The 12093-nt window shown below is 66.5% G+C and carries 10 protein-coding genes and 1 tRNA gene; 6 read left to right on the top strand and 5 right to left on the bottom strand.

The window, feature by feature from the left end:
- From glnD to ABNS06_RS02460, 4 genes are all read left to right on the top strand, one after another.
- Positions 1 to 2315, top strand: a 2315-nt coding sequence (glnD, locus tag ABNS06_RS02475) for a [protein-PII] uridylyltransferase (RefSeq protein ID WP_348672380.1), incomplete at its 5' end; no start/stop codon positions are given.
- Positions 2316 to 2326: 11 nt separating this feature from the next.
- A complete protein-coding gene (dapD, locus tag ABNS06_RS02470) occupies positions 2327 to 3157 on the top strand; it encodes a 2,3,4,5-tetrahydropyridine-2,6-dicarboxylate N-succinyltransferase (RefSeq protein ID WP_348672381.1) in 831 nt (276 codons plus the stop codon).
- Positions 3154 to 4326, top strand: coding sequence for a succinyl-diaminopimelate desuccinylase (gene dapE, locus ABNS06_RS02465; RefSeq protein ID WP_348672379.1), 1173 nt, complete (start codon positions 3154 to 3156; stop codon positions 4324 to 4326). The genes dapD and dapE overlap by 4 nt, the downstream gene beginning before the upstream one ends.
- Positions 4323 to 5339, top strand: coding sequence for an alpha/beta fold hydrolase (locus ABNS06_RS02460; RefSeq protein ID WP_348672378.1), 1017 nt, complete (start codon positions 4323 to 4325; stop codon positions 5337 to 5339). Before dapE ends, ABNS06_RS02460 begins: the two co-directional genes overlap by 4 nt.
- 183 nt (positions 5340 to 5522) lie before the next feature.
- Here the strand turns inward: ABNS06_RS02460 and ABNS06_RS02455 are convergent, their stop codons facing one another.
- The 5 genes from ABNS06_RS02455 to ABNS06_RS02435 all read right to left on the bottom strand — a co-directional run bounded on the left by ABNS06_RS02455 (position 5523) and on the right by ABNS06_RS02435 (position 9851).
- On the bottom strand, positions 5523 to 7364 hold the full coding sequence (locus ABNS06_RS02455; protein ID WP_348672377.1) for a cyclic nucleotide-binding and patatin-like phospholipase domain-containing protein: 1842 nt from the start codon (positions 7362 to 7364) through the stop codon (positions 5523 to 5525).
- Between the two features lie 119 nt (positions 7365 to 7483).
- Positions 7484 to 8275 carry an SDR family oxidoreductase gene (locus tag ABNS06_RS02450; protein WP_348672376.1) on the bottom strand — a complete coding sequence of 264 codons (792 nt, stop codon included), beginning with the start codon at positions 8273 to 8275 and terminating at the stop codon, positions 7484 to 7486.
- Between the two features lie 10 nt (positions 8276 to 8285).
- Positions 8286 to 9305, bottom strand: coding sequence for a class I fructose-bisphosphate aldolase (locus tag ABNS06_RS02445; protein ID WP_348672375.1), 1020 nt, complete (start codon positions 9303 to 9305; stop codon positions 8286 to 8288).
- Between the two features lie 134 nt (positions 9306 to 9439).
- Positions 9440 to 9529: transfer RNA gene (locus tag ABNS06_RS02440), tRNA-Ser, on the bottom strand.
- A 4-nt stretch (positions 9530 to 9533) separates the two neighbouring features.
- Positions 9534 to 9851 (bottom strand): hypothetical protein, encoded by a 318-nt coding sequence (locus tag ABNS06_RS02435; RefSeq protein WP_348672374.1) that lies wholly within the window; start codon positions 9849 to 9851, stop codon positions 9534 to 9536.
- Between the two features lie 110 nt (positions 9852 to 9961).
- Here ABNS06_RS02435 and ABNS06_RS02430 point away from each other — a divergent pair, with 110 nt between their 5' ends.
- A complete protein-coding gene (locus ABNS06_RS02430) occupies positions 9962 to 11146 on the top strand; it encodes a tetratricopeptide repeat protein (protein ID WP_348672373.1) in 1185 nt (394 codons plus the stop codon).
- Positions 11147 to 11255: 109 nt separating this feature from the next.
- A partial coding sequence (locus tag ABNS06_RS02425; protein ID WP_348672372.1) for a hypothetical protein occupies positions 11256 to 12093 on the top strand: 838 nt, incomplete at its 3' end.

Raw genomic sequence — 12093 nt, 5'->3', positions numbered from 1 at the left:
GGGATCTGCGTCTGAATGTCGGCCACAGCGTTCGCTTCGCCAATGAATGTCGCGAGCAGGCCGCCGGCGACATCACCATCATGACCAACCTGATGGAGGCGCGGCTGATCGCCGGCGACGTCAAGCTCCATCTGGACATGCAGCGCCAGACCGCGCCGGACAAGATCTGGCCGACCGAGCGGTTCTTCACCGCCAAGCAGAACGAGCAGCTCGCCCGCCACGCCAAGTTCGACGATTCGGGCTACAAGCTCGAACCGAACGTGAAGGAAAGCCCGGGCGGGCTGCGCGATATCCACACGATTCTGTGGGTCGCCAAGCGCCAGTTTCCAGGCGCGACACTGAACGATCTCAAGCGTCACGGCCTGCTGACGGCGCAGGAATGCGCCGAACTGGTGGCCGGCCAGGATTTCCTGTGGCGCGTGCGCTTCGCGCTGCACCTGATCGCCGACCGCCACGAGGATCGCCTGCTGTTCGACTACCAGGTGCGGATTGCCGAGTTGTTCGGGTTTGTCGACCAGTCGCACAACCGCGCCGTCGAACAGTTCATGCAGCTGTACTACCGGCAGATCAAGGCGCTGTCCTGCCTGAACGATCTGATGCTGCAGTTGTTCGAGGAAAGCATCCTGCACCCGGATGACGTGGGCAAACCGACGCGCATCAACCGCCGGTTCCAGTCCCGACACGGCTACATCGAGGTCGTTGATCCCGGCGTGTTCCGGCGCCAGCCGCAGGCCTTGCTGGAAATCTTCCTGCTGCTGCAGAAGCGCACCGAGCTGCGCGGCATCCGCGCGCAGACGCTGCGACTGATCCGCCGCGACCGCAAGCTGATCAACGACCGGGTCCGCGCGGACATTCGCGCCAAGTCGCTGTTCATGGAAATCATGCGCCAGCCGGGTGGCCTGACCCGCGCGTTGCGCCGGATGAACCGCTACGGCGTGCTGGGGCGTTACATCCCCGCCTTCGGCAACAGCAACGGCCGGATGCAGTACGACCTGTTCCACACGCTGACCGTGGACGAGCACACGCTGTTCGTCATCCGCAACATGCGTCGGCTGGCCATGCCGCAGTTCCGCGACGAGCATCCGTTCTTCAGCGAGATCATGGACCGGATCCCGAAGCCGGAACTGCTTTATCTGGGTGGGCTGTTTCACGATATCGCCAAGGGCCGTGGCGGTGACCACTCGGAACTGGGCGCCGAAGACGCCCTCCAGTTCTGCCAGGATCACGGCCTGCCCCAGTGGGACTGCGAACTGGTCGCCTGGCTGGTACGCCAGCACCTGCTGATGTCCATCACCGCGCAGCGCAAGGACATCACCGATCCGACGGTGCTGCGCGAGTTCGCCGCCACCGTGAAGGACCGCACGCACCTGGACTACCTGCTGCTGATGACCGCCTGCGACATCCGCGCGACCAATCCGGCGCTGTGGAACTCCTGGCGCGAAAGCCTGCTCAAGGACCTTTATCTCGCTACCTGCCGTCTGCTGTCCCGCGGACTGACCAATCCGCTGGAAAAGGACGTGCTGGCCCGCGAATCGCAGGACGCGGCCATGCAGGTCATCGGCGCTGCGGCCGACCCGGACGACATCAAGGCGCTGTGGGCACGGCTGGGCGATGACTACTTCCTGCGTCACTCCGACGAGGAGATCGCGCATCACACGCTGGCGATCCTGAATCACGCCAATGGTTCACCGCTGGTCACGCTGGGGGAAACCAGCGGCGGCGGCGTCACCGTGTTCATCTACATGCGCGACCAGGATCACCTGTTCGCCGTGACCACGGGCGTGCTCGCCCAGCTCGGCCTGACCGTGCTCGACGCCCGCCTGGAAACCACCGAGGACGGCTACGCCTTCGACAGTTACGCGATCTGCGAGGGCGACGGCTCGCCGATCTCCGAGCCGCATCGCAAGGACGAGATCGTCGGCGCGCTGACCTCGGTACTGTCCAACCCGGACATCTCCAGCGTCAACGTGACGCGCCGGGTTTCCCGCCAGCTGCGCCACTTCCGCACACCGACGCAGGTGTATTTCAGCAACGACCCGGAGCAGGGCCGCACCATCATGGAGCTGGTCACCGGCGACCGCCCCGGCCTGCTGTCCATCGTTGGCCGCGTGTTCCGCAAACGCGGCATTCTGCTGGTCGCCGCGAAGATCGGCACCATCGGCGAACGCGCCGAGGATGTCTTCTTCATCACCGACAGCCGGCACCGCCCCATCCAGGACCCCGCCGTTTTCAATGAACTTCGACGCGTACTGACTCGTGTGTTGCAAAGCGAGGACCACCTGAGCACCGACGAAGCCGTCGCCTACATCGAGTAACAATGACCGACCTGACCGCACTGGAATCACGAATCACCGCCGCTTTCGACGACCGCGCCACGCTGAGCCCGGACAACGCACCCGCCGACCTGCGCGATGCGGTCGAACAGACGCTGGGACTGCTGGACGCCGGCACGCTGCGCGTCGCCGAACCCGCCGAAGGTGGCTGGGTCGTCAACGAATGGGCCAAGAAAGCCGTGCTGCTGTCCTTCCGCCTGTACGACAACCACCTGATCGAGGGCGGCGAGACCCGTTACTTCGACAAGGTGCCGGGCAAGTACGCGGACTACAGTGACGAGGATTTCCGCCGCGACGGCGTCCGCGTCGTGCCCCCCGCCATGGTTCGTCGCGGCGTGCATGTCGCCCCCGGGGCGGTGCTGATGCCGAGCTACGTCAACATCGGCGCCTATGTCGGTCCCGGCACCATGGTCGACACCTGGGCCACGGTCGGCTCCTGCGCGCAGATCGGCGCCAACGTGCACCTGTCCGGTGGCGTCGGTATCGGCGGTGTGCTGGAACCGCTCCAGGCCGCTCCGGTGATCATCGAGGACGACTGCTTTCTCGGCGCCCGTTCCGAGGTCGTCGAGGGCGTGATCGTGGAACGCGGCGCGGTGCTGGCGATGGGCGTGTTCATCAGCCAGTCCACGCCGATCTACGACCGCGAGGCCGACACGATCAGCTTCGGACGCGTGCCCGCCGGCGCCGTCGTGGTGCCAGGCTCCCTGCCGAAGGACGGTGGACGCTACAGCCTGAACTGCGCGGTCATCGTCAAGCGCGTGGACGAACGCACGCGCGCCAAGGTCGGCATCAACACGCTGCTGCGCGAGGCGGCCACCGAATGAGCCTGGCGGCGGTCCGCCCCAGCGCGTCGCAGACACCGGAGCAGGCGCTGCTGGAACAGCTGATCCGGCGCGAATCGGTGACGCCGATCGACGCCGGCTGCCAGGACCTGATCGCCAGCCGCCTGGAAGCAATCGGCTTCACCATCGAGCATCTGCCATTCGGCGACGTCGCCAATCTCTGGGCGACGCGCGGTACCGGCGCGCCGACGCTCTGCTTCGCCGGCCACACCGACGTGGTGCCCAGCGGCCCCGCGGATCAGTGGACCTCGCCGCCCTTCGAGCCCACCGAACGTGACGGGCATCTGTTCGGACGTGGCGCCGCCGACATGAAATCCGGCCTGTCCTCCATGATCGTCGCACTGGAGGCATTCGTCGCGGCCCACCCCGATCACCGCGGTCGCCTGGCCATGCTGGTGACCAGCGACGAGGAAGGCGCGGCGCGAGACGGCATCCGGCGCGTCGTCGAGCATTTCCGCGAGCGCGGCGAGACCATCGAGTTCTGCGTGGTCGGCGAGTGTTCCAGCGTCGACGCGTTCGGCGATCGCATGATGGTCGGCCGTCGCGGCTCCATCGGCGCCACCCTGACCGTGATCGGACGCCAGGGCCATGTCGCCTACCCGCATCTGGCCGACAACCCGGTGCATCGGGCGCTGGCCGCGATGGACGAACTCGCCCGACTGCGCTGGGACGAGGGCAACGCGGAGTTTCCGCCCACCTCGTTCCAGATCACCAACGTCCGCGCCGGCACCGGCGCCAGCAACGTGGTCCCGGGCACCGCGGAATTCGACTTCAACCTGCGCTATTCCACCGAACTCGACGCCGGCACCATCCGCAAGCGCGTGGTCGACATCCTCGACGCGCATCGGCTCAGCTACCGGCTCGACTGGTGGCTGTCCGGCGAACCGTTCCTGACCCACCCAGGCCCGCTGCGCAGCGCCGGCATCGAAGCCATCAACGCCGTCACCGGCCTGACGCCCGCGGAATCCACCGCTGGCGGCACCTCCGACGGTCGCTTCATCGCCCAGCTTGGCACCGAGGTGGTGGAGATCGGCCCGGTCAACGCGACCATTCACCAGATCGACGAATGTGTTCGCATCGCCGACCTGCCGAAACTGACCGCGGTGTACCGGGAGATCATGGAGCGCCTGCTCGCTTCGCCGACGACATGAACACGACCGCTGACGACATCCGAGTCGGCAGTCAGGCGTACCAGCCGCCGGGCTGGCTACGCAATCCCCATCTGCAAAGCGTTCTGGCCTCGACGTCCCTGCGCCGACGCCTGATCGCCTCACGCAGCCCTGGCATGCAGGCCTCCAGCCGACGGCTGACGCTGGACTGCGGCGATGGCGTTCGGCTCTACGCCCACAGCAGCCCGCAACCCGGCGACACCGCGAGTCGTGGGCTGGTCGTGCTGATTCACGGCTGGGAGGGCTGCCATGACTCGGTGTACCTGTTCTCGATGGCCTCCAGGCTCTGGGATGCGGGTTACTCCATCGTCCGCCTGAACCTGCGTGACCACGGCTTTTCCCATCACCTCAACCGCGAACCTTTCGTGTCGACCCGGCTATCCGATCCGGTGGGCGCGTTGCGCGATATCGCCGGCCGCCTGCCCGGCGGCGACAACCCGTTCCTGATGGGGTTTTCCATGGGCGGCAACATGGCGCTGCGCACCGCGGCGGCCGCCGTCGAGGCAGGCCTGTCGATCCGCGGTCTGCTGGCGGTAAGCCCAGCCATCAACCCGCTAGCGACCACGCGAGCCATCGACGAGGGCGCGGCGCTTTACCGCACCTATTTCCGGCGCAAGTGGGTCCGGTCCCTGCGCGCCAAGGAAGCCGCTTTTCCCGGCGTGCACGACCTCGACGACATGCGCGAGGCACCGACGCTGGAAAACGCGACCGAACTGTTTGCCCCCCGGTTCACGCCCTACGACGACTATCGCGATTATCTGGCCGCCTACACGCTGACCGGCCGCGCGCTGGGGGGGCTGACCGTGCCGACGCACATCCTCACCGCCGAGGACGATCCGGTGATCCCGATCGATGATTTCGCGAACCTGCACCTGCCGTCCGGCGTCAGCCTCGAGGTCACCGAATTCGGCGGCCACTGCGGCTTCATCAAGTCCCGTGCGCTGGACTGCTACACCGACGACGTCGGGCTGCAGTTCCTGACCTCCTTCGACTGACCATCACGTCGCGACGCCGCCTCGCCCCACCCCGTTGCGGGTGCACATGGCTTTGGTGACTTTCGCCGAGACGAAAGTCACTCGCCCGTCGGCGGGAAACCCGCCACTTCAGTTCGTCCGGACAATCGGTTCAACACGTCCCCGCCGCCACGACGCGAGCGAGCCCCAGTCGGGTCTTCGCACCTACCCGGCAGCCAGCATGGCGGCATGACGCCCCGCGGCCTGCCGCTGTGTCAGCGTGCCCTCGTCCGAGGCAAGGAAGGCATCGAGCCGTGGCATCGCGTAGTCGTAGGCCGACTGGATGATCTCGTCCATCCGATCCCAGTCGAACATGCCGATCCCTGACACGGGCATGTGGATATAGCACTCCGCATCGGTCTCTCGGCTCGAGATCGTCTCGGAACTGACCACGGTGGCGGCACGATGCAGCAACCGGAAGATGCCGGGGAATCGTTCAACCCCGCGCTGCCAGCGCAGCGGTTCGGGCGTGTCCTCAGCCTGCTGGCCAATGACGAACTGCTCCCGGTTGCTGACGTCGCAGGACATGATCGGACCGCGCCCCAGCTCCCGCATCTTGTCCACCGGCAGGCTGTTCAGCACCCCGCCGTCGCAAAGCAGTTCCCCCTGCCAGACCAGGGGCGGCACGATGCCGGGCACGGCCATGCTCGCCGCCAGCCAGTCGCGCAACGTGCCCCAGCGATGCGCCACGGACTCGCCCTGCGACAGATTGGTGCTGACGCAGAAGTACGGGATGTGCAGCTCCTCGATCCGCGTGTCACCGAACACCTGATCGAGCCGACGCAGAAACTTGCGCCCGCCGATCAGACCCACGCGCGGCATCACGTAGTCGTTGAGGTAGTTGTTGTCGACGAAGGTCTCGCGCAGGTTCGCCGCGGCATTCTGGCTGTCCATGCCAATCGCCATCAGCGCCGCGACGTAGGCGCCCATGCTCGCCCCGCCCAGTACGTCGCACTCGATGCCCTGGGCTTCCAGCGCCCGCCAGAGGCCCAGATGCGCAAAGCCCCGGGCGCCGCCGCCACCCAGCACCAGCCCCAGCCCACGCCCGGTGATCAGGCGTACCAGGCGCTCGAAGGTTTCCGGACGATCCAGCGTCGCATGCAGCACCGATTCGGTGCCGCAAAGCTCCGACCAGGCACCCGGATCGGCGCGTGTCTTCTCGGCGTCGTAGTGGGCGATGCACAGTTCAGCACTGGCGCGACCACGAATCGCTTGAAACGCCTGGATTTCGGGCGTCATCCGCGCCGACGCCGCACCGTCCACGACCACCAGTACGCGGTCGGCCTGGCGGATGCATCGGCGCGACCAGTGCGAATCATCACCGTCGGTGGCATAGATCAGATAGCGGTACTGCGTCTCCAGCTCGCTGAGCCAGGCCGCGACCCGTTCGGACAGCTCGGCGTTGTCCAGCTGACTGTCGGCCGCACCCTCGCCCAACGCCCGATCCACGCGATCGGCGGTCAGACGTAAGGTCGGCCCCTGCTCCGCCATGGCCTTGGCGACGGCGTTCGCCACCGCCGTCAGGTCCATGCCGGGATGCCCGGGAACCAGCGCGATGGTCGCGAGCGACTGGGCGCTGGAGGCCTCGCCGCCGGCATTGAGCGTCCGGACCAGTCGCCCGACCAGAAACCGGATGATCTCGATGGCTTCGTGGGGGTGCTTGACCGCGATCCGCTCGAAGGCCGGTTTGGAAATCGTGACGACCACGCTTTCGCGCAGCACTTCGACTCGCGTCAGCCGACGCTCGCCGGTCATCATCGACACACCACCGACAACCTCGCCGCGCGCCAGCTCGCGCAGCAGATGCAGCCCTCCGTGCTCCGGACGCAACAGCAACAGCCGCCCGGTCCCGATCACATGGAAGGATTCGGCCAGGTCGCCAGCCTCGAACAGGACATGACCCGGACGCAGCAACCGCTTTTCCGCGGCGTCGGCCAGCAGGCTCAATGACTTGCTGTTCAGCCCCGAAAACGCCGGACTGTTGGCCAGTATGCTCTGAGCGTCCATCCTCGCCGCACCCCGTCAATGCTGCCGTGACCGTCGCGCCACCATGGTCGGCGACGTCAGGATCACAAGGATTGCACAACGGGATTGGGCTTGCGACGGCCAGGCCGTCGTCGACCGCATCAGCTCCGCTGGCGGGCGATCCGGCGAGTCACGCGATTGACCAGACGCGGGGCGACACGCTTGAGCTGAACCCCGAGAATTTCCTTGCCGCCGACGAGAATCTCGGGCTGTCCACGCTCGATGGCGCGCAGCGTCCGGTCCGCCACGATCTCCGGCGCAATGCCGGAAGCCAGGTCGGAATCCATCGCGCCGTGGGCCTTTCCGTCCCCCTGCAACGCGGCGTAGGACAGCGGCGTGTTGACGAAGCCGGGGCAGACGACCAGCACGCCGACGCCCTGGTCCTGCACCTCCGCCCGCAGCGCATCGCAGTAGCCGACCACCGCGTGCTTGGCGGCGCAGTAGCCGGTGCGAAACGGCACGCCGATCTTTCCGGCAACGCTGGCGATCGCCACGATCTGACCCGAACCGCGGTCGAGCATGCCGGGCAGCACGGCGGAGGTCAGCGCGATAGTGCCGAACAGGTTCACCTCCATCAGCCGCCGGTAGACCGCCATGTCGGTGTCGATCGCCTTGGATCGCTGCGTGATGCCGGCATTGTTGACGAGGATGTCGACCCCGCCATGACGCTGCTGCACCGCGTTGGCGGCGGATTCGACGGACGCCTGATCGGCAACATCCAGCAGCTGGATGTCGGCAGTGTCACCACATCGCGCGGCGACCTGCTCCAGTTCCGGTTGACGACGGGCGCTCAGGATGACCTGAGCACCCGCGTTGGAAAACGCGACGGCCAGCGAGGCACCGATGCCGGAGGAGGCGCCGGTGATCCAGACCCGCTGGCCGTCGAGCTGCACGCAGCCTGCCTCAGGCCGCCTGTTCCATCGCGCTGCTGTACTCGCCCTTGGCGGCGGCGGAGTTGCACTTGGCGCGATGGAAGAACGCGCGCTGACCGGCGGCGACGTTCTCGTTCTTGCCGCTCCAGGCGGCCAGTGCCGGCGCCTGCAGGGCACGGCCGTAGGAGAACGACAGCGCCCACGGCAGCGGGCCCAGCTTGTTCATCGCATCCAGATGCGCGGTCGCCAGCTCGTCGGACTGACCGCCGGACAGGAACACGATGCCCGGCACCGCGCTCGGCACGTAGCGCTTGAGCGTGCGAACCGTGGCTTCGGCAACGGTCTGGACGTCGGCCTGGGTCGGGCATTTCTTGCCGGAGATCACCATGTTCGGCTTCAGCAGCATGCCTTCCAGCAGCACGCCCTGCAGATCCAGCTCGGCGAAGACCGCCTGCAGCGTGCGGGACGTCACGTCCTCGCAGACCTCCAGCGTGTTGTCGGCATCCATCAGCACTTCCGGCTCGACGATCGGCACGATGTCCTGCTCCTGGCACAGCGCGGCATAGCGGGCCAGCGCGTGGGCGTTGGCCTGGATGCAGTAGTCGGTCGGGATTCCGTCACCAATGGTGATCACCGCGCGCCACTTGGCGAAACGGGCACCGGCTTCGCGGTACTCGATCAGGCGCTCACGCAGGCCGTCCAGCCCCTCGGTCACCTTCTCGCCCGGGGCGCCGGCCAGATCCTTGGCGCCCTTGTCGACCTTGATGCCCGGGATCACGCCCTTGTCGGCCAGCAGCTTCGAGAACGGCGTACCGTCGGAGGCTTTCTGGAACAGCGTCTCCTCGAACAGGATGACGCCGCTGACAAAGTCTTCCATGCCGGCGGTGGTGAACAGCATGTCGCGGTAAGCGCGACGCGTTTCCTCGACGGACTCGACATTGATCGAGTCGAAGCGCTTCTTGATCGTACCGGTGCTCTCGTCAGCCGCGAGCACACCCTTGCCGGGCACAACCATCGCCTGCGCGGTCTTGATCAACGTGTCTGCATTCATGAGAAATCGTCCCTAGTTCTGATGTTGGGTGAAATCCGGGACCTGCGGGAAGCCGCCGGCCGGCGGCTTCCAGCAATTCCCGGAAGGTGGAGCTGGTGAATCGGAAGAGTGATCCATCATCAAGATCGGCTCAGTGGCGGAGAGGGTGGGATTCGAACCCACGAAGGGCGTGAACCCTTGCCGGTTTTCAAGACCGGTGCATTCAACCGCTCTGCCACCTCTCCTGCTTCAACCTGACTGTTCATTGGCCGGCGGTACAACGTGCTCGTCGAAACCGACAAAACGACGGCCACTCTTCGGTGGCCGCGTTGCGCGATCCACACCGAGACGGTGCTGGATACGTGCGAGGCAAAAGTATAGCCAACCGGAGGTTTGCTTGTCCTCTCCGGCGAATCGGACACCGATCAGCGGCCGCGCGGCACCCTTCCCGGCGCCCCGGAATGAGAGCGAAATTTCATCGATTTTAACCTCATTTAGCCGCATTTCACCGACATTGATGATTTCTTGTCGCGTGTGTCCGGTATTGCGGCCGCCACGTTCCTTCAAGCTCTCAGGGCCTTCGGCGGCCGTCCTACGGGCGTGTCAGAAATTTCCCATTGCTGGAACCAAGTCCCACGCGCTTGACTAGCGTCGTACCATTTTTTCTGCTCGCATCAATGCCCTTGGACGACGACTTCGAGACCCCGACAGACGAAAGCTCGCTGATGCTTGTCCGCGAGATTTCGGGGTTTATCCGCGCCGGTCAACTCGACCGCGCCGAGGCCGTCGTGCGTGAACGCCTGGACGAGCAGCCCCGCTTCGCATTCGGACATCTGCTGCTCGGCACGATCTTCGCCCGCGGCAGACGCTACGAGGATGCGATCGAGGCCTGCGAGGCCGCGCTCGAGATCAATCCCCGGCTTGCCCCCGCCCGTCTCCAGATCGGCCGCATCCACTATGAGCAGGATGCCCACGACGTCGCCCGCGAGCACGTTGACGCCGCGCTGGACATGGACCCGAATCTCGCCGGCGGACAGTTGATGCTGGGCGTGCTCGCGATCGAGGAGAACGATGTCGAGGCGGCGGAAGCCGCCCTCAAGGATGTCCTGGATATCCGCCCCCGAGACATCGCGGCACGGCTCATGCTCGCCGAGATCTATCTGGACGACGGGCGAATCCGCAAGGGTATCCGCCTGCTCAAGGCGGTGGTCAAGGACCGCCCTGAATCGCTGGTCGCGCGACTGCGCCTGGGCCGGACACTCGCGGCGGCAGGCAAGTACAAGGATGCGGTGAAGGTATTCGAGGCCGCGGCCCGAGAAGCACCTCGTCCCGCGAGATTTCATGCCCTGGTCGGTGATACCTATCGCCTGCTGAATCGCCCCGCCGACGCCCAGGCCGCCTATGAAGAGGCACTGGCGCAGCAACCGCGGTTCGACCGCGCCCGCTACGCTCTGGCAGACGCGCTGATCGACCAGGCGCGCTACCGCGAAGCGCTGGCCGCGCTCGAACCCATCCTGGAGGCTCGGATTCGTGCCCATTCGGTGCATCAGCGCCACGGGCTGATCCTGTTCGGACTGGGCCGCCACGACCAGGCGCGCAAGGCCTTCCGGACCGCATTGCGCTTCGACGACTCGCTGATCCGTCGCGACCCCGAACTCTCGGCACTGCTTGATCGCCAGGACGACGCCTCGCTGCGTGATGCCGCATCGCGCATCCGCATGCTGCTGCGTCCGGAGTTCACGCTGCCCGATCGCGAAACCCGGATGCGCCAGCGCGATTTCGCCATGCGCTTCCGCCAGATGATGCCGCGCTCACAGTCGCTGGCCTCGAATGAATCCACCGCCCGGGACACCGCCTCATGACCACCGTCAAGCACGCGGCGCCGGCCGGACCCGGAACCCGGGACCTTCTCGCACATTCTTTCTCGAAGACCGTCGTCCCTGAGCCAGGGCGACCCAGGAGTCTGCTCCAATGACCCAGTCCACGTTCGACATCATCTGCCTCAGCCCGGCCGGATTCGACCATCCGGCAATCGCCGTCTCGGCCGCCCGGGCCGGTGGCATCGGCCTGATCGACGCCGAGTTCTGCACCGACCCCGCCGCGATCCGCCGCGACCTGACGCGGGCGCTGGACGCCACGGACGGCAACGTCGGCCTGCGAATCCTGCCCTCGCAGGCCGATCTCGCCTCGGAACTGCTCAAGGCTGCCAAGCCCCGGTCACTGTCGATCGTGCTGGTCCACGGCGACGTGCAGCAGACCTGCCAGGCGCTGGTGCAAATGCGCGGCGAAGGTGCCGGGCACGTCTGGATCGAAGTCACCGACGCCGAACAGCTCGACGCCTGCACCAGCGAACCGGACGGCTATGTCCTCAAGGGGCACGAGGCGCCCGGCTTCGTCGGCGATGACACCGCCTACATCCTGCTGCAGAAGGCCCGCAAACTGACCAGGCGGCCGCTGTTCGTCCGCGGTGGCGTGGGCCTGAACACCGCCGCGGCCTGCCGCCTGGCCGGTGCGGCCGGCGTCGTGCTGGATGACCAGTGCCTGCTGCTGCGCGAATCGCCACTGGACAAGGATCGTCGGGCGGCCTTGGCGCGTCTCAACGGTGGAGAGACCCGGCTGCTGGGCGAACACCTGGGCGTCACCGCCCGCGTGTTCGGTGCGCCGCGTCACCCGCTGTGGGAGCAGGCGGAAGCACTGGAAAATGCCGCCGAGACAGATACCGCCGCCGAGCAGGACTGGCCGCAGACCATCCGCCCGCTGATCGGCTGGGACGAGGCCAATCAGCTCGCGCCCATCGGTCAGGGCATCG

The sequence above is a fragment of the uncultured Abyssibacter sp. genome (assembly GCF_964000955.1).
Taxonomy (GTDB): Bacteria; Pseudomonadota; Gammaproteobacteria; order Nevskiales; family OUC007; genus Abyssibacter.
Note: the sequence above shows the minus strand (reverse complement) of the source record. Positions and strands in the feature narration are given on the sequence as shown.

What these genes read in the sequence shown, in the direction of transcription:
- dapE (WP_348672379.1), top strand. Translation starts at nt 3,154, where the DNA reads ATGAGCCTGGCGGCGGTCCGCCCCAGCGCGTCGCAGACACCGGAGCAG.
- ABNS06_RS02460 (WP_348672378.1), top strand. Translation starts at nt 4,323, where the DNA reads ATGAACACGACCGCTGACGACATCCGAGTCGGCAGTCAGGCGTACCAG.
- ABNS06_RS02455 (WP_348672377.1), bottom strand. Translation starts at nt 7,364, where the DNA reads ATGGACGCTCAGAGCATACTGGCCAACAGTCCGGCGTTTTCGGGGCTG.
- ABNS06_RS02445 (WP_348672375.1), bottom strand. Translation starts at nt 9,305, where the DNA reads ATGAATGCAGACACGTTGATCAAGACCGCGCAGGCGATGGTTGTGCCC.
- ABNS06_RS02430 (WP_348672373.1), top strand. Translation starts at nt 9,962, where the DNA reads ATGCCCTTGGACGACGACTTCGAGACCCCGACAGACGAAAGCTCGCTG.